The sequence below is a fragment of the Azospirillum mesophilum genome (assembly GCF_053470405.2).
Genome location: NZ_JBPXMQ020000002.1, coordinates 200,444 through 216,665, shown reverse-complemented (window position 1 = coordinate 216,665; position 16,222 = coordinate 200,444). Strand labels below are relative to the sequence as shown.

Here is a 16,222-nt window from a genome sequence, read left to right as displayed (position 1 = left end):
CATGACCCGCCCGCCACCACCGGAGGTTGCCACACCGGATGCCGCTTTACCGGAAGACGGGACGCCCCCCGCCGCCACGGCGGGCCGGCTGCTCCGCTCCTGGGAGGCCTGGGTGGTGTTCGGGCTGGGCCTGCTGCTGGCCGGCATGGCCTGGTGGCTGCTGAAGGACCAGGTGGACCGGCTGGCCGACGCGCGCTTCCGGGCGCGGGCGCGCGACCTGACCGGCGAGATGGTCGCCCGGCTGGACGCCTACGAGCAGATGCTGCGCGGCGGCGTCGCGCTGATCGACGCGTCGGGCGGGCGGGTCAGCCGGGCGGAATGGCGCGTCTATGTGTCCGGCCTGCATGTGGAGGACCGCTACCCCGGCATCCAGGGCATCGGCTTCGCCAAGCGTGTGATGGCCGCCGACCTGGAGGCGCATGAGGCCGCCATCCGCGCCGAGGGATTCTTCAACTATCATGTGAAGCCCAACGACCCCCGCCCGGAATATTTCCCGATCATCTATCTGGAGCCCTTCGCCAGCCGCAACCTGCGCGCCTTCGGCTTCGACATGCATTCCGAACCGACCCGCAGCACCGCCATGGAGCGGGCGCGCGACATCGGCACCGCCGCCGCCACCGGCAAGGTCCGGCTGGTGCAGGAGACCGAGCAGGACATCCAGTCCGGATTCCTCATCTACCTGCCGGTCTACGACCTGCGCCGCCCGCTGGACACGCCGGCCCTGCGGCACGAGGCGCTGACCGGCTTCGTCTACAGCCCCTTCCGCATGCGCGACCTGATGCGGACGATCCTGGAGCGGGGCACCGCCGACGACCTGGACCTGCGCGTCTACGACGGGACGGAGGAGGCGCCGGACGCGCTGCTGTTCGAAAAGGGGCCGGACGGCGGGGCGCGCTTCGTGGAGACCCGGCGCATCGACGTGTTCGGCCGCCCCTGGACCCTGCGCATCGCCAGCACCCCCGCCTTCGATGAGGCCGGCGGCAGCGCCGTGCCGAACGCCGTGCTGGTGGCCGGCGGCATCATCACCCTGCTGCTGGTGGGCATCGTGAACTCCGTCCTGCGCGACCGCCACCGCATGGCGGAGCTGCGGCGCAGCCACGGGGCACTCGCCAAGGCGCGGGCCGAGGCGGAGGAGGCGAACGCCGCCAAGTCGCGATTCCTGGCCGCCGCCAGCCACGACCTGCGCCAGCCGCTGCAGACGCTGGGCATCTACCTGCACATGATCGGGGAGCGGGTGGAGACGCCGATGACCAGCAAGCTGGTGGACTCCGCCCGCGACGCCTTCGAGGCGACGCAGCGCATGCTGAACTCCCTGATGGACATCGCCATGCTGGAAACCGGCGTCATCCGCCCGCAGATGGACGAGGTGGACCTGCCGGCCTTCCTGGCGCGCATCAGCGAGGACATCCGGGTGGAAGCCGCCGGCAAGGGGCTGGAGTTCCGGGTCGTGTCCTGCGAGATACGGGTCACCACCGACCCGGCGATGCTGGAGCGCATCGTGCGCAACCTGCTGAACAACGCGCTGAAATACACCCGCAGCGGCACCGTCCGGCTGACCTGCCGCAGCGGAAACCGTGCCGGGGGCGGCGTCGCCATCAAGGTGCAGGACACCGGCCCCGGCATCCCGCCCGACCGGCTGCATTTGATCTTCGAGGACTTCTACCAGATCGGCAATCCGGAGCGGGACCGCCGCAAGGGCCTGGGGCTGGGCCTCGCCACGGTGGCGCGGCTGACGCGGCTGCTCGGCTACCGGCTGCGCGTGCTGTCGCGGCCCGGACGCGGGGCGATCTTCATGGTGGAGATCCCCGGCGAGCCGCCCCCCTGCGCCGCCGGGGCTCAGCCCTCCCCGGCCAGCGCGGACCGTTCCGCCTCGAACACCGCGGCGATGTGATCGATCACCGCGCGCACGCGCGGGATGTCCCGGCGGTCGCGGTGGACGACCAGCCACGCCTCGCGCGTCAGCGGCGGGCCGTCGGCGGAGCGGCGCTCCAGCCCCTCCCCCTCCGCCAGCCAGCAGGGCAGAAAGCCGATCCCGAACCCGGCCTTCACGGCGGCGACCTGCGCCTGCACGCTGTTGGACCGGAAGGCGACGCGCCGTCCCGCGCCGTGCTTCGCCAGCCAGACCGCTTCCGGCAGGTCGGCCAGCGCCTCGTCGTAGGCAACCAGCGCGTCCGGCGCGCCGGGGGCGGCGTAGAGGGCGTAGCCGATGGTGGCGAGGCGGCGGGCGAACAGCTCCCCGCTCTGCGGGCGGGCCAGCCGGATGGCGAGGTCCGCCTCCCGCCGCGCGAGGCTGAGGGAGCGGTTGTCGGCGACCACCTCCAGATCCAGGCTGGGATGCCGGGCGCGCAGCGGTCCCAGCCGGGGCACGATGAGGCGGTCGGCCAGCGCCTGGACCGTGGTCAGGCGGACGGTCCCCGCCAGCCCCTCCTCCCGCCCGCCGCGCCGCAGGATGGCGAGCGCCCGCTCGTCCATGCCCTGGGCGAGGTCGCGCACCGCCTCCCCCTCGGCGGTCAGGCCGTAGCCGTCGGCGCGCCGGTCCACCAGCGGACGGCCGAGCACCGCCTCCAGCCCGGCGAGGCGCCGCCCGACCGTGGCGTGGCTGAGGCCGAGGGCGCGCGCCGCCGCCGACAGGCTGCCGCTGCGGGCCAGTTCCAGGAAGACGCGCAGGTCGTCCCAATCGAGCGCGGCTGATCGTTTTTGATCTGAACGTTTTTGAACAGTCATCGTGCGATGATAGCGAATGTCCGACCGAAGGCGAACAGGGCAGGATGACGCCATCGACACCCCGTTGCGGAATTTCCAGCGATGACCGAACCGAAATCCCTGTTCGCCCTGGCCGGCGCACCCGTGCATCCCAGCCCGCTCGACAAGGCCGTGCTCGTGCTGATCGACATGCAGCGCGAATACACCGACGGGCGCCTGCCCCTGACCGGCGTGGAGGCCGCCGTGGCCGAGGGCGCGCGGCTGCTGACGCTGGCCCGCAAGGCCGGGGTGCCGGTGATCCACATCGTCCACCAGGGCAAGCCCGGCGGCCTGTTCGACCTGGACGGGCCGATGGGCGCCATCATCCCCGCCGTCGCCCCGGTGGAGGGCGAGCCGGTGCTCGCCAAGCGCCTGCCCAACAGCTTCGCCGGCACCGAACTGGAGGCCAAGGCGCGGGCCACCGGCCGCAGCGAGCTGATCCTCGCCGGCTTTATGACGCACAACTGCGTGGACAGCACCGCCCGCGCCGCGCTGGACCTCGGCTGGCGGACGACGGTCGTCGCCGGGGCCACGGCGACCCGCGACCTGCCGGACCCGCTGGGCGGAATCGTGAAGGCGGCGGAGATTCAGCGCGCGGTGCTGACGGGGCTGTCCGACCGGATCGCGGTGGTGGTGCCGGACGCGGGGGTTTGGGGGTAGTGCGGGGCCGATGCCCCCTCCCACCCGCTTCGCGGGCACCCTCCCCCGCCTCCGGCGGTGGAGGGGAACAGGCCCCCTCTCCCGCGCAGCGGGGGAGGGTTGGGGAGGGGGGCAGCGCTGAGCGAAACGTAACGCTTACGCCGCCGCCAGCCGCCCCTCGCGCACGCGCATCAGCATCCACACGGCCGACACGCCGGCCAGCTTGGAGGCGAGGCTGGCGCCCCAGACGGCCGGGACCCAGACGCCCAGCATGCCGAAGAAGATCGCCGTGTCGACCGGCACCGACAGGGCGGCGCTGATCCACAGCCGGTCGCGCAGCGGGCGGCGGGTGACGGTGAAGACGCCCCAGTCGATCAGCTCCGACGCGGCGAAGGCGGTGACGCTGGCGGTCGCGACGAAGGGGTCGGCCAGCAGGAAGGACAGGACCGTCGCGGCCAGCATGGCGGCGAGCGCCCCATGGCCGAAGCGGACCTGCACCATGTCGCGCAGAAGAAAAATCAGGCCGGCCCAGCAGGACCACACGAGGTCCAGATGCGGCGCCCAGCTGAAGGCGTAGTTGATGGCAAGAACGCTGCCGATGTAGGCGGCAAGCCAGAGCATGTCCGAAATCCTCCGAAGGCCACCCGCGGGAATGCGGGCGCGAGACCGGAGCCACCCGCGTGAATGCGAGCGCCCCGCCCGGACTTGTAACAGCGGAAGGCCGGTCGGGGGAACAGCTCCGTTGTGCGATTACGCCCGCTTCCAGGTCGTGCCCTGCGGGCCGTCCTCCAGAACGATGCCCTGGTCGGCCAGCTCCTTGCGGATGCGGTCGGCCTCCGTGAAGTTCTTGGCCTTGCGGGCGGCCAGACGGTCGGCGATGCGCTGCTCGATCACATCGTCGGAGAGAGCGGACGCCCCCTTCGGCGCCCAGCGGAACCAGGCCTCCGGATCCTGCTGGAGCAGGCCAAGCGCCTCCCCGGCGGCGCGCAGGGCGCCCTTGGCGGCGGCCTTGTCCGCGTCACCCTGCGCCTTGTTCACCGCCGAGGCCAGCTCGTGCATGTGGGAGATGGCGAGCGGGCTGTTCAGGTCGTCCTCCAGCGCGGCCAGCACGTCGAAGGGCAGTTCGGCCGGGGCCGGCGCGGGGTCGCCACGCAGGGCCTGATACCAGCGGTCGAGCGTCGCCTTGGACTGCTTCAGCCCTTCACGGGTGAAATCCAGCGGTTGGCGGTAGTGGGCGCTCATCAGCGTCAGGCGGATGGCCTCGCCGGGGAACTCGTCCAGCAGGTCATGCACGGTGAAGAAGTTGCCCAGCGACTTGGACATCTTCTCGCCCTCGACGGTCACGAAGCCGTTGTGGACCCAATAGCGGGCGAGATGCTCGCCGCCGTGGGCGCAGCGGCTCTGCGCGATCTCGTTCTCATGGTGCGGGAAGATCAGGTCCAGCCCGCCGCCGTGGATGTCGAAGGTGACGCCCAGATGCTCCTTCGCCATGGCGGAGCATTCGATGTGCCAGCCGGGCCGGCCGCGGCCCCAGGGGCTGTCCCAGCCGGGCTGGCCGTCGGCGGAGGGCTTCCAAAGCACGAAGTCGGACGCGTCGCGCTTGTAGGGGGCGATTTCCACGCGGGCGCCGGCAATCATCTCGTCCAGCGAGCGGCGGGAGAGCTGCCCGTACTCCGCCATCGACGGCACGGAAAAGAGGACGTGCCCCTCCGCCGCGTAGGCGTGGCCGCGCTCGATCAGCACCTGGATCAGGGCGACCATGTGCGCGATGTGGTGGGTGGCGCGCGGCTCGATGGTCGGGCGCAGCGCGTTCAGCGCGTCCATGTCCGCGTGATAAAGGTCGGTCGTGCGCCGGGTCAGGGCCTCGATGGCTTCCCCGCTGTCGCGCGAGCGGTCGATGATCTTGTCGTCCACGTCGGTGATGTTGCGGACGTAGGTCACCGACGGGTACAGCCGCGTCAGCAGCCGGTACAGCAGGTCGAACACCACCACCGGCCGGGCGTTGCCGATGTGCGCCGTGTCGTACACCGTGGGGCCGCACACATACATGCCGACCTGGTCCGGGCGCAGCGGCTCGAAGCGTTCCTTACGGCGGGTCAGCGTGTTGTAGAGGTCCAGCGGCACGGCGGCATGTCTCCTGAAAGCGGTTTCATGTCCCCCTCTCCTGCGCAGCGGGGGAGGGTCGGGGTGGGGGCGAACGTTGCAAGCGGACGAGTTTTCCGGCCTGCGGCCGCCCCCTCATCCTAACCTTCTCCGCCCATTTTTCTTTAAGGGCGGGGAGAAGGGACTTTTCTTTAAGCGGTTTCGCCCGCGAGGCGCTTTTGGGCGCGGTCGCGGCCGATCAGGGGTAGCAGGTTCTTCAACTCCGGTCCATGGTCGCGGCCGGTCAGCGCGCGGCGCAGGGGGAGGAACAGGTCCTTGCCCTTGCGGCCGGTCTTGCCCTTCACCGCGTTGGTCCAGGCGCCCCAGGTCGTCAGGTCCCAGGGCTCGTCGGGCAGCAGCGTTGCGGCCTCGGCCAGGAAGCCGGCGTCGTCCACCACCGGCGTGACCGGCGCGTGGGTCACCGCCCACCAGTCGCGGGCGTCGGCGATGCGGGCGAGGTTGGGCCGCACCGCCTCCCAGAACACCGCGTCGGCGCCGGTCAGGCCGAGGGCGGCCAGTTCCCCGGCCACGCGCTCGAACGGCAGCAGGTGCAGGATGCGGGCGTTCAGGCGGGCCAGCTCCTCCGGGTCGAACTTCGGCGTGGCGCGGGAGACCTTGGCCATGTCGAACTCGGCCACCAGCTCGTCCAGCGTCAGGCGCGGCTCGATGGGGTCGGAGGTGCCGAGCTTGGCGAGCAGGCTGGCCAGCGCCATGGGCTCGATCCCCTCCTCCTCGCGAAGGCTGCCGACCGACAGGCTGCCCAGCCGCTTCGACAGGCCCTGCCCCGTCGCGTCGGTCAGCAGCGGCAGATGGGCGAAGGTGGGGACCGCCGCCCCGATCGCTTCGAAAATCTGGATCTGCACGGCCGTGTTGGCGACGTGGTCCTCGCCCCGGATGACGTGGGTGATGGTGAGGTCGCCGTCGTCCACCACGCTGGTCAAGGTGTAGAGCGGCCGGCCGTCCTCGCGGATCAGCACGGGGTCGCTGAGCGCCGAGCCTTCGAAATGCACCGGCCCGCGCACGAGGTCGGTCCATTCCACGGGGGCGTGTTCCAGCTTGAAGCGCCAGTGGGGCTTGCGCCCTTCCGCCTCCAGGCGGGCGCGGTCGGCGTCGGTCAGGCGCAGGGCGGCGCGGTCGTAGATCGGCGGGCGCCCCTGGGAAACGAGGCTGGCGCGCTTGAGGTTCAACTCCTCCGGCGTCTCGTAGCAGGGGTAGAGCCGGCCGGCGGCCTTCAGCGCCGCCGCCACCTCGTCATAGCGGGGATAACGGTCGCTTTCCCGCGCGAAGCGGTCCCAGGTCAGGCCGAGCCAGGTCAGGTCGCGCTCGATCCCCTCCGCGTATTCGGGCTTGGAGCGCTCCTCGTCCGTGTCGTCCAGGCGCAGCAGGAAGTTGCCGCCGGCCTTGCGCGCGAACAGCCAGTTGACGAGCGCCAAGCGCACGTTGCCGACATGGAGAAGGCCGGTCGGGCTGGGGGCGAATCGGACGGCAACCGGGGGAACGGGGGACATGGCGCGCTTCGTTCGAAAGTCTCTGACGGGGCGGCAGTCCTAGCACGCCCCGCCCGTCTTCGAAAGTCACCCGGATGCGCGTCAGCGCGCGCAGTAGTCCTCGGGCGTCACGATCTCCGTCACGGTCACGACGGTCTTGTCGGGCACGACATATTCCTGCGCGCCGCGGATGTCCGCCGCCGCCGGGTCCCAGTTGTAGGTGTAGCCGAGGCGCGTCCAGGGATAGCCGGTGCCGCTCATCGCCGGGTCCTTCTTGTAGGAAAAGACCATCTGGTTGGCGAACCAGGACACGTAGGCGGCCTGCTCCGGCTTCACCTTCAGCTGGTTGCCGCACTGGGCGGCGGTGGGATCGGGGTCGGCGCAGGGGCGGAAGACGCCGGTCAGCGCCGGGCCGTTGACCTGCTTGTCGATGGTGAGGCGGACGAACTTGGCGCCCCGGTCGGCCTCCGTCGCCGGCTTCAGGCCCAGGAGCTGGTGCAGCTTCTCCATCACCCGCTCGCGCGGGTAGGTCCGGCAGATGGCCTGCACCTCCGGCTCCACGGTGATCCAGACGCCGTAGCGGTTGTCGATGGTCACCGGCTGGCCTTCCTTGCCCTCGGCCCAGGCGGTGTTGTTGCTGAGCGTCAGCGCCCGCACCGGATAGGCCAGCGGCGCCAGCGGGCGGACGTTGGCCTCCTGGAACACGGCGCTGCGGTCGATGGCCTGGTCGTACAGCGCGCGGTCATCGGCGCAGCCGGAAAGGACAATGGCAAGGACCGGTGCGAGAAAAAGCGCGCGGCGCATGGCGTCTTCACCTCCGTCGAGTGGTGAAAACACCCTATCACGGCAACCCTGATCCGTTAAGGCCGCTTCAAATAACGCGCCCAAGGACTGCCACCGCCATACATTGATATGCCACCACAACCCAAGCACGTCATTCTGCGTGTGTGGATGTCATGAATGTAACGCAAAATTGTTTGACCTTCGTTCTATCATCTCGATAATTCGCCTTACTGCCTATACTTCGGGGCCGAATCGTCAGTATCGCCTTTGGCGGTGCATCCTCGCGAACCAGGGGACGTCTGTAGTCATGTACATTTCACGGCGCGGCAGCGGCAAAAAGCGCATTCTCCTGGTCAACGCCTCCTTCGATTCCTTCCGCACCTACGAACCCCGGCAAATCTTCGTGGCGGCGGCCACCGCGATCTATTACCTCGCGGGCTCGTTCCACCCCGACCTGTGCGAGGTCCGGACCCATTGCGAGGTGGCCCAGGGCCTGCTGACGAAGGAAAGCGATTTCGCCTGGGCGGACATGCTGGTGCTGAGCGGCACGACCAATTCAATGGACCGCATGCGGCAACTGACGGCCTACGCGCGGACCAAGAATCCGAACGTGATCGTGGTGGCCGGCGGGCCGGCGGTGCGCATGATGCCCAAGCTGGCGCGGGCCAGTTTCGACTACGCCTGCGACGGCGACCTGGAGCAGATCGAGGACGTCATCATCGACGCCTTCGGCCCGGACTACATGAAGCCGGGCATCGTGCCGCGCTTCGACCTGCACCGCCGCATCGACGGCGTCGGCTGCATCGAGACCAGCCGCAACTGCAACTTCGGCTGCAGCTTCTGTTCGCTGACGGCGGAGGGCGGGAAGTACCAGACCTATTCGGCCGACTTCATCCGCGCCCAGATCGAGGCGATGGGCAAGCGCACCTACATCTGCATCCAGGACAACAACTTCTACGGCAACAACCGCGCGAGCTTCCGCGAGCGGCTGTCCATCCTGAAGGAATATTACGAGAAGGGCTATTTCCGGGGCTGGGTGGCGCTGCTGACCTCCGACTTCTTTGCCGACGACGAGAACATCCGGCTGGCGAAGGAGGCCGGCTGCTTCGCCCTGTTCTGCGGCGTGGAGTCCTTCCAGCCCGACATGATCGAGCGCTTCTCCAAGAAGCAGAACCGCAGCAAGGACCGGTTCGAGGCGGCGCGCAAGTGCCTGGACCACGGCATCATCTTCGACTACGGGCTGATCTTCGACGCCGCGCACCAGACCATCGAGTCCTTCCGCGCCGACATCGACGACATCTGCAGCCGCGACGACATCACCACGCCGGGCTACATCTGCCTCGCCGCCCCGCTACCCGGCACGCCCCTGTTCCACGAGATCGCGGCGGAGGGCGGGTTCCTGCCCAATGTCCGGCTGCGCGACATCGATTCCGACACGCTGGTGGTCTGGCCGAAGGACCCGCTGGACGAGGTGGCGGACTACGTCCGCGGCCTGAACTCGCTGCGCGACCATCGGGGCGCCTTCCTCGGCCAGCTCGGCCGCTTCCTGGTGCGCCGGCGCAAGGACCTCAGCGCGGCGCAGCTGTTCGCGGTGGCGAGCAAGCTGATCTACCGCGTGACCTACGACAGCTCGCCCATGAACCTGCTGGGCCGCCGCCCGCGGCGCAGTTGCATCACCACGACCGAGCCGCTGGACCGGCCCTTCACCCCGGCCTTCCCGGTGGACGCCCGCTACGCCGACATGTTCGAGCCGACCATGGTGACCAACCGCAAGGGCGAGGTGATCCTGGAGGATCTGCAATCCCCGCCGAAGCCGCGCGGTTTGCTGCCGCCGAAGACCGGGCTGAACTGCACCGGCCTGAACGCCACCCCGATGCACGCGCCGCTGGAGCTGGCGACGCCGGTCTGACCGGTCATAGCCTTCCTACCCCCTTCCCCCTCCTACCTCTTTCGTTGTGACCTGAGCGGCGCCGTTGCAAGGCGGCGGCGCTTGGGGTGATCCTGATCCCATGTGCGGACGAACGATCCGCGGGACGAACAACGACGGGAGGCGGCCATGAGACTGGCCGAAGCCCTGCTGCGCGCGCTGAAGGATCGCGGCGCACAGGCCATGTTCGGGATTCCGGGCGACTTCGCCCTTCCCTTCTTCAAGGTCGCGGAGGAGACGCGAATCCTGCCGCTGCACACGCTGAGCCACGAGCCGGCGGTAGGCTTCGCGGCGGACGCGGCGGCGCGCTACAGCGCCACGCTGGGGGTGGCGGCGGTGACCTACGGGGCCGGCGCCTTCAACATGGTCAACGCGGTGGCCGGCGCCTATGCCGAGAAGTCGCCGGTGGTCGTCATCTCCGGCGCGCCCGGCACGACGGAGGGCAACGCCGGGCTGCTGCTGCACCACCAGGGCCGCACGCTCGACACGCAGTTCCAGGTCTTCAAGGAGATCACCGTCGCCCAGGCCCGGCTGGATGACCCCGCCAAGGCCCCGGCGGAGATCGCCCGCGTGCTGGGCGCCGCCCGCGCCCTGTCGCGCCCGGTCTATCTGGAGATCCCCCGCAACATGGTGGGCGTGGAGGTCGAACCGGTGGGCGACGATCCCGCTTGGGCCGTGGACCGCGACGCGCTGGCCGCCTGCGCCGACGAGGTGCTGGCGCGCATGCGCGCGGCCTCGTCGCCGGTGCTGATGGTCTGCGTGGAGGTCCGCCGCTACGGGCTGGAGGCCAAGGTGGCGGAGCTGGCGCAACGGCTGGGCGTGCCGGTGGTGACCACCTTCATGGGGCGCGGCCTGCTCGCCGACGCGCCCACCCCGCCGCTCGGCACCTACATCGGCATCGCGGGCGACCCGGCGATCACGCGGCTGGTCGAGGAGTCGGACGGGCTGTTCCTGCTGGGCGCCATCCTCAGCGACACCAACTTCGCCGTGTCCCAGCGCAAGATCGACCTGCGCAAGACCATCCACGCCTTCGACCGGGCGGTGACGCTGGGCTATCACACCTACGCCGGCATCCCGCTGGACGGGCTGGTGGACGCCCTGCTGGATCGGCTTCCGCCGTCAAACCGCACGGGCCGGGGGAACACGGGGCACGAGTATCCGACCGGCCTTCAGGCCGACGACCAGCCCATCGCGCCCATGGACATCGCCCGCGCCGTCAACGACACGGTCCACGCGACGGGCGAGCCGCTGATGATCGCGTCCGACATGGGCGACTGTCTGTTCACCGCCATGGACATGATCGACGCCGGCCTGATGGCGCCCGGCTATTACGCCGGCATGGGCTTCGGCGTGCCGGCGGGCATCGGCGCGCAATGCGTGTCGGGCGGCAAGCGGGTGCTGACGGTGGTCGGCGACGGCGCCTTCCAGATGACGGGGTGGGAGCTGGGCAACTGCCGCCGGCTGGGCATCGACCCCATCGTGATCCTGTTCAACAACGCCAGCTGGGAGATGCTGCGCACCTTCCAGCCCGAGTCGGCCTTCAACGACCTGGACGACTGGCGCTTCGCCGAGATGGCGGCGGGGCTGGGCGGCGACGGTGTCCGCGTCCGCACGCGAGCGGAACTGCGGGCCGCCCTGGACAAGGCCTGGGCGACGCGCGGCCGATTCCAGCTGATCGAGGCGATGATCCCGCGCGGCGTGCTCTCCGACACGCTCGCCCGCTTCGTGCAGGGCCAGAAGCGCATGCACGCCGCCCCGCGCGAGTAGGCGCAAGCGCGGCCGTGGGGTAAAAAGCTGCGGGCGCATTCAACGGAGGAAACCATGGCGGACAAGACACTGCGCATTGCGGTCGTGCTCTCGGGCTGCGGCGTGTATGACGGGGCGGAGATCCACGAGGCGGTCTGCACGCTGCTGGCGATCAGCCGCGCGGGGGCGGAGGCCGTGTGCTTCGCGCCGAACATCCCGCAGGCGCATGTCGTCGACCACCTGACCGGCCAGGAAGCGCCGGAGACCCGCAACGTGCTGGTCGAGGCCGCGCGCATCGCCCGCGGCGCCATCAGCGACCTCGCCACCTTCGACGCGGGGGCCGTGGACGCGCTGATCTTCCCCGGCGGCTTCGGGGCGGCCAAGAACCTCTGCGACTTCGCCTTCAAGGGGCCGGACTGCGCGGTCAACCCCGACGTGGAGAAAGCCGTGCGCGCCATGCGGGCCGCCGGCAAGCCGGTCGGCGCGCTGTGCATCGCCCCGGCCATCCTCGCCAAGCTGTTCGGGAACGAGGGCGTGGAGGTCACCATCGGCAGCGACGCGGAGACCGCCGCCGCCATCGAAGCGCTGGGCGCCAGGCACACCACGACCGGCCACGCGGAGATCGTGGTGGACCGCCGGCTGAAGGTCGTCACCTCCCCCTGCTACATGCTGGACGCCAGCATCGCGCAGATTGCGGAGGGCGCCGAGAACACCGTTCGTGCGCTGATCGAACTGGCCCGCTAAGCCCTTGCCGCGCTTCAGGTGCCGGATTGGGATACCCCCTCCGGTACCGGCGTCGGGCAATGTTTCGTTAACCATAAACCGCCACCCTGACCTCGTTCCCGCGATACTGAATGCGAATAACGAGGACGGCGATGACCTGCATTGTGGGCTTGGTGGACGGCGATCGGGTGTGGATGGGCGGCGACAGCGCCGGCGTAAACGGTCTGGACATCACCGTGCGCGCGGACACCAAGGTGTTCCGCAACGGCGACATGCTGATCGGCTTCACCAGCTCCTTCCGCATGGGCCAGCTTCTGCACTACCGGCTCGACCCGCCGCACCGCGACGCCGACGCGGACATCTTCCGCTACATGGTCGTCGACTTCGTGGACGCCGTGCGCGGCTGCCTGAAGGACGGCGGCTACGCCCACCGCTCCAACGACGTGGAGACCGGCGGCACCTTCATGGTGGGCTATGAGGGCCGGCTGTTCTGCGTGCAGTCCGACTATCAGGTCGGCGAGGCCGTGCGCGGCTTCCACGCCATCGGCTGCGGTTCCGACTACGCGCTGGGCTCGCTCGCCTCGACCGCGGGCCTGCCGCCGGAAGAGCGCGTTCAGAAGGCCCTGGAATGCGCCGAGCTGTTCAGCGGCGGCGTGCGCGCGCCCTTCACCATCCAGTCAATGCTCCGCCGCCCGCATCTGGCGCTGACCGAGGCCGCATAAGGCTTCGTCTGTAAAAGCCACAATAGAAATCCGGATTTTTGCGCCGTCATCCCTTCGTAGGACGACGGCGCAAAGTCATGCCCGGTCCGCCGCAAACTGTGTTATGGACTCGCCGCTCCATCCGGAAGAGATGGGCAAAGAAAAGACCATAAACACAGTGGGTGTTAGAGAATGATTGACCAAACTGTTGAGAGTGCCAACAATCTTGTTGGCGAAGAGGACGGCCGTATTCACGGGCTCCCGGCCTATTGCAATTCGCCCTACACCGTGTTCCCGGCGATGATCCTGCTGCTGATCATGCCGCTGGCGATCATCTTCCACCCGGTGTGGATCATTCCGCCGGCGCTGCTGTACGTGGTTGGGATGATGACGACGATCATCCGCCTGACGCGCGGATAATTCTACTTTACTTTGCTCCCCCCCACAAATCTGGGAGGGGAGCAAAGATAAAAACGATCACAACCTAAAATCAAGCAATAACCAACCGACGCCTTTTGCGCCCTTCCACAAACATCGAAAATACAAACTGATCAAAAATATGAACGAGATGGTGTGGACCAAACGTTCGATAGCGCAAATCCCTTACTAATCTGTCGAACATATTGCTGCCATTGACATCGACTTTTTGCTCACAAAACCTGTCAACGCAAATTCGAAACAATCTTTCAGTATAGATAAGCTTATAATCTGTACCACTGGCGCCATCATGCACTTCTATCTCTTGCGCTTGCGCAAAATCTCTCAATTGCTCAAACGCCATCCAGATGGCCATTTGCTCGTTAATATCGACTATTTCCTTCAAACCACTATGCGCCGCATCCTTCTCAGATTCAGTATCGACCACAGCGTTGGACAAGGGCTTAAGTTTACGAATCCAAAAAGCGATATAGCCGACGTGCTTGGATGGGCGAACTCCATCAGGCTCTTCAGCACTAAAGCGTTCCGCATCAACAAGGTAACGATCTGCCACGTCAAAGAATGACGCCCGCGAAAGCGTAGCCTCAATACCACGAGCATCCAATATTCTAAGCGCAAGGTTATGAAAGTGCACGGCCAAGTCCGCAGCACGCGATCCGCGCCGTAAATCCGCATCCGTCACAGCCATTTTCTATTCAAGCCGTCCGAGATGTCTTTTTGATGTTTCCTGTAACCAAGACCGAACTTGCAGCAGCACGTTCGGCACTCTTAATTACGTCATTGATGGAAACGCCCGCGTTTTCCTTCATCGAGAGCCCAATTCCACGCGCCTGCATTGCAGAAACGAATGCGCTACGCTCTCCGTCGGACATAACCCAACGCTTACCAGCATTTGCCGCAGGAGACCCGTTCTGCGCGGGTGACGTTGCTTGCAGCTTCTTTTTCATTGGCAGACCGATTACGCTTGAATGCACCAGAATACACACAGCACACCACGCGCTGGGCCGCTGGCCGTCTTAGTCAGAAATTATGGCGCAAAAACGCCAGGGTCAATTCAGATGAATGTCATGCCGAAGCCTTGGCGCCTCCTGTGACGCCAAGGACACCATACAAACGTCTCTTCACACAATGCTCGTGAACCCGTTCGTAATGGGATAGCGCCGGTCGCGGTTGAAGATGCGCTTGGTGATCTTCGGACCCGGAGGGGCTTGGCGGCGCTTGTATTCGGCGAGGTGCAGCATGCGCCAGACCTTGTTGACCGTCTCCGGCGGGTGGCCGCGCGAGACGATTTCCGCCACGCCGAGATCCTTTTCCACCAGGCATTCCAGGATGTCGTCCAGCACATCGTAGGGCGGCAGGGTGTCCTGGTCGGTCTGGTTGGGCTTCAGCTCCGCGGTCGGGGCCTTGGTCAGCACGCGCTCCGGCACGACGCGGCCGGTGGGGCCGAGGGCGCCCAGCGGGATGCTGCCGTTGCGCCAGCGGGAGATGTCGTAGACCGTCGTCTTGTAGACGTCCTTCAGCACCGCGTAGCCGCCGCACATGTCGCCGTAGAGCGTGGCGTAGCCGACGGACATCTCCGACTTGTTGCCGGTGGACAGCACCATGGCGCCGAACTTGTTGGACAGCGCCATCAGCGTGATCCCGCGCGAGCGGGACTGGATGTTCTCTTCCGTGATGTCCGGGTCGCGGCCGGCGAAGGCGGGCAGCAGCATGCGCTCGAACGCCTCCATCGCCGGGACGATGGGGATGGTGTCCAGCTTGCAGCCCAGCAGCTCCGCCGACTCCGCCGCGTCGTCCAGGCTTTCCTGCGAGGTGTAGGGCGAGGGCATCATCACCCCGTGCACCCGGTCGGCGCCCAGCGCGTCCACCGCGATGGCCGCCGACAGCGCCGAGTCGATGCCGCCCGACAGGCCCAGGATCACGCCGGGGAAGCGATTCTTGTTCACATAGTCGCGCAGGCCCAGCACGAGCGCCGAATAGATGGCCTCCAGCCGGTCCACCGGGGCGATGCGCTCCGCCTCCGCGCAGGTCCAGACGTCATCCTTTCGCTCCCACCGGGTGAGCATCAGATGCTCGGCGAAGGCGGGGGCCTGGGCGACCAGCGAGCGGTCGGCGCCGATGGCGAAGCTGGCGCCGTCGAAGACCAGCTCGTCCTGGCCGCCGACCTGATTCACATAGATCAGCGGCAGGCCGCTCTCGGTGACACGCTGGACGGACAGTTGGATGCGCTGGTCGTGCTTGCCGTCATCGAAGGGGCTGCCGTTGGGGACGATCAGGATTTCCGCCCCGCTCTCGGCCAGCGTCTCGACCACGTCGGGGGTCCAGATGTCCTCGCAGATGGGCACGCCCAGCCGCACGCCGCGGAAGTTGACGGGGCCGGGCATCGGGCCGGGGACGAAGACGCGCTTTTCGTCGAAGACGCCGTAGTTCGGCAGGTCCACCTTGAAACGCGTCGCGGCGATCTTGCCGCCGTCCAGCAGCAGGGCGGCGTTGTAGCACCGGCCCTGGTCGCGCCACGGCGCACCGATCAGCAGCGCCGGGCCGCCGTCGCCCGTCTCGGCGGCAAGCTCCGTTACGGCCTTCTCCACCACGTCGAGGAAGAAGGGCTTCAGCACCAGATCCTCGGGCGGGTAGCCGGTCACCACCAGCTCCGGGCACGCCACGAGGTCGGCGCCGCGCGCCGCAGCCTCCGCGCGGGCTGTGCGGATGCGGTCGATGTTGGCCGGGATGTTGCCGACGGTCGGGTTCAACTGGGCCAGCGCGATGGAAAGGCGGTCGGTCATGGCTCTGTCGTCTGGTGGAGCGGCGTGGCGATAAGCGTCAGCGTAGCAGGCCGAGGCCGGGTGCGAAAGCGGCGCGCTATCGCACCGGAACCCGTCCGCCGCAGCTTGTGT

Annotated in this window: 15 protein-coding genes; 7 read left to right on the top strand and 8 right to left on the bottom strand. The window is 67.9% G+C overall.

What is annotated here, in order from left to right; translation table 11 throughout:
- Position 1: 1 nt before the first annotated feature.
- Positions 2-1,891, top strand: a complete 1,890-nt coding sequence (locus ACSVC7_RS03175) for a CHASE domain-containing protein (protein ID WP_448202619.1) — start codon at positions 2-4, stop codon at positions 1,889-1,891.
- On the opposite strand, the gene ACSVC7_RS03170 is transcribed toward ACSVC7_RS03175, so the two are convergent.
- Complete coding sequence (locus ACSVC7_RS03170; RefSeq protein WP_448202620.1) at positions 1,837-2,724, bottom strand: LysR family transcriptional regulator; 888 nt, start codon at positions 2,722-2,724, stop codon at positions 1,837-1,839. The genes ACSVC7_RS03175 and ACSVC7_RS03170 overlap by 55 nt on opposite strands.
- 81 nt (positions 2,725-2,805) lie before the next feature.
- Between ACSVC7_RS03170 and ACSVC7_RS03165 the strand changes: the two genes are divergently transcribed.
- Entirely contained in the window at positions 2,806-3,402 is a 597-nt protein-coding gene (locus ACSVC7_RS03165; protein ID WP_448202621.1) for a cysteine hydrolase family protein, read from the top strand.
- A gap of 135 nt (positions 3,403-3,537) precedes the next feature.
- Here the strand turns inward: ACSVC7_RS03165 and ACSVC7_RS03160 are convergent, their stop codons facing one another.
- The 4 genes from ACSVC7_RS03160 to ACSVC7_RS03145 form a co-directional block, all read right to left on the bottom strand.
- On the bottom strand, positions 3,538-4,002 hold the full coding sequence (locus ACSVC7_RS03160) for a preQ0 transporter (RefSeq protein ID WP_448202622.1): 465 nt from the start codon (positions 4,000-4,002) through the stop codon (positions 3,538-3,540).
- A gap of 129 nt (positions 4,003-4,131) precedes the next feature.
- The gene (cysS, locus tag ACSVC7_RS03155) at positions 4,132-5,505 is read right to left on the bottom strand and encodes a cysteine--tRNA ligase (protein ID WP_448202623.1); all 1,374 of its coding nucleotides are present in this window, start codon (positions 5,503-5,505) and stop codon (positions 4,132-4,134) included.
- Positions 5,506-5,675: 170 nt separating this feature from the next.
- Entirely contained in the window at positions 5,676-7,031 is a 1,356-nt protein-coding gene (gene gltX / locus ACSVC7_RS03150; protein WP_448202624.1) for a glutamate--tRNA ligase, read from the bottom strand.
- An 81-nt stretch (positions 7,032-7,112) separates the two neighbouring features.
- Positions 7,113-7,814 (bottom strand): hypothetical protein, encoded by a 702-nt coding sequence (locus tag ACSVC7_RS03145; protein WP_448202625.1) that lies wholly within the window; start codon positions 7,812-7,814, stop codon positions 7,113-7,115.
- A 286-nt stretch (positions 7,815-8,100) separates the two neighbouring features.
- On the opposite strand from ACSVC7_RS03145, the gene ACSVC7_RS03140 reads away from it, so the two are divergent.
- The 5 genes from ACSVC7_RS03140 (at position 8,101) to ACSVC7_RS03120 (ending at position 13,310) form a co-directional block, all read left to right on the top strand.
- Entirely contained in the window at positions 8,101-9,702 is a 1,602-nt protein-coding gene (locus tag ACSVC7_RS03140; protein WP_448202626.1) for a B12-binding domain-containing radical SAM protein, read from the top strand.
- Between the two features lie 147 nt (positions 9,703-9,849).
- Positions 9,850-11,487, top strand: a complete 1,638-nt coding sequence (gene ipdC, locus ACSVC7_RS03135; RefSeq protein ID WP_448202627.1) for an indolepyruvate/phenylpyruvate decarboxylase — start codon at positions 9,850-9,852, stop codon at positions 11,485-11,487.
- Positions 11,488-11,541: 54 nt separating this feature from the next.
- Positions 11,542-12,210 (top strand): isoprenoid biosynthesis glyoxalase ElbB, encoded by a 669-nt coding sequence (elbB, locus tag ACSVC7_RS03130; protein WP_448202628.1) that lies wholly within the window; start codon positions 11,542-11,544, stop codon positions 12,208-12,210.
- Between the two features lie 131 nt (positions 12,211-12,341).
- A complete protein-coding gene (locus tag ACSVC7_RS03125) occupies positions 12,342-12,911 on the top strand; it encodes a hypothetical protein (RefSeq protein ID WP_448202629.1) in 570 nt (189 codons plus the stop codon).
- Positions 12,912-13,082: 171 nt separating this feature from the next.
- Positions 13,083-13,310: a hypothetical protein gene (locus tag ACSVC7_RS03120; protein WP_448202630.1), complete on the top strand. Its 228-nt coding sequence runs from the start codon at positions 13,083-13,085 to the stop codon at positions 13,308-13,310.
- A gap of 70 nt (positions 13,311-13,380) precedes the next feature.
- On the opposite strand, the gene ACSVC7_RS03115 is transcribed toward ACSVC7_RS03120, so the two are convergent.
- From ACSVC7_RS03115 to ACSVC7_RS03105, 3 genes are all read right to left on the bottom strand, one after another.
- Positions 13,381-14,016 carry a hypothetical protein gene (locus ACSVC7_RS03115; protein WP_448202631.1) on the bottom strand — a complete coding sequence of 212 codons (636 nt, stop codon included), beginning with the start codon at positions 14,014-14,016 and terminating at the stop codon, positions 13,381-13,383.
- 7 nt (positions 14,017-14,023) lie between these two features.
- Positions 14,024-14,275, bottom strand: a complete 252-nt coding sequence (locus tag ACSVC7_RS03110; RefSeq protein WP_448202632.1) for a hypothetical protein — start codon at positions 14,273-14,275, stop codon at positions 14,024-14,026.
- 174 nt (positions 14,276-14,449) lie between these two features.
- The gene (locus tag ACSVC7_RS03105) at positions 14,450-16,111 is read right to left on the bottom strand and encodes an NAD+ synthase (RefSeq protein WP_448202633.1); all 1,662 of its coding nucleotides are present in this window, start codon (positions 16,109-16,111) and stop codon (positions 14,450-14,452) included.
- Positions 16,112-16,222 lie beyond the last annotated feature (111 nt).

Excerpts from the sequence above, each read along its gene's own strand:
- ACSVC7_RS03165 (WP_448202621.1), top strand. The coding sequence starts at position 2,806 with ATGACCGAACCGAAATCCCTGTTCGCCCTGGCCGGCGCACCCGTGCAT.
- ACSVC7_RS03160 (WP_448202622.1), bottom strand. The coding sequence starts at position 4,002 with ATGCTCTGGCTTGCCGCCTACATCGGCAGCGTTCTTGCCATCAACTAC.
- ACSVC7_RS03145 (WP_448202625.1), bottom strand. The coding sequence starts at position 7,814 with ATGCGCCGCGCGCTTTTTCTCGCACCGGTCCTTGCCATTGTCCTTTCC.
- elbB (WP_448202628.1), top strand. The coding sequence starts at position 11,542 with ATGGCGGACAAGACACTGCGCATTGCGGTCGTGCTCTCGGGCTGCGGC.
- ACSVC7_RS03105 (WP_448202633.1), bottom strand. The coding sequence starts at position 16,111 with ATGACCGACCGCCTTTCCATCGCGCTGGCCCAGTTGAACCCGACCGTC.
- ACSVC7_RS03140 (WP_448202626.1), top strand. The coding sequence starts at position 8,101 with ATGTACATTTCACGGCGCGGCAGCGGCAAAAAGCGCATTCTCCTGGTC.
- ipdC (WP_448202627.1), top strand. The coding sequence starts at position 9,850 with ATGAGACTGGCCGAAGCCCTGCTGCGCGCGCTGAAGGATCGCGGCGCA.
- ACSVC7_RS03125 (WP_448202629.1), top strand. The coding sequence starts at position 12,342 with ATGACCTGCATTGTGGGCTTGGTGGACGGCGATCGGGTGTGGATGGGC.
- ACSVC7_RS03170 (WP_448202620.1), bottom strand. The coding sequence starts at position 2,724 with ATGACTGTTCAAAAACGTTCAGATCAAAAACGATCAGCCGCGCTCGAT.
- ACSVC7_RS03115 (WP_448202631.1), bottom strand. The coding sequence starts at position 14,016 with ATGGCTGTGACGGATGCGGATTTACGGCGCGGATCGCGTGCTGCGGAC.
- gltX (WP_448202624.1), bottom strand. The coding sequence starts at position 7,031 with ATGTCCCCCGTTCCCCCGGTTGCCGTCCGATTCGCCCCCAGCCCGACC.
- ACSVC7_RS03175 (WP_448202619.1), top strand. The coding sequence starts at position 2 with ATGACCCGCCCGCCACCACCGGAGGTTGCCACACCGGATGCCGCTTTA.
- ACSVC7_RS03110 (WP_448202632.1), bottom strand. The coding sequence starts at position 14,275 with ATGAAAAAGAAGCTGCAAGCAACGTCACCCGCGCAGAACGGGTCTCCT.
- ACSVC7_RS03120 (WP_448202630.1), top strand. The coding sequence starts at position 13,083 with ATGATTGACCAAACTGTTGAGAGTGCCAACAATCTTGTTGGCGAAGAG.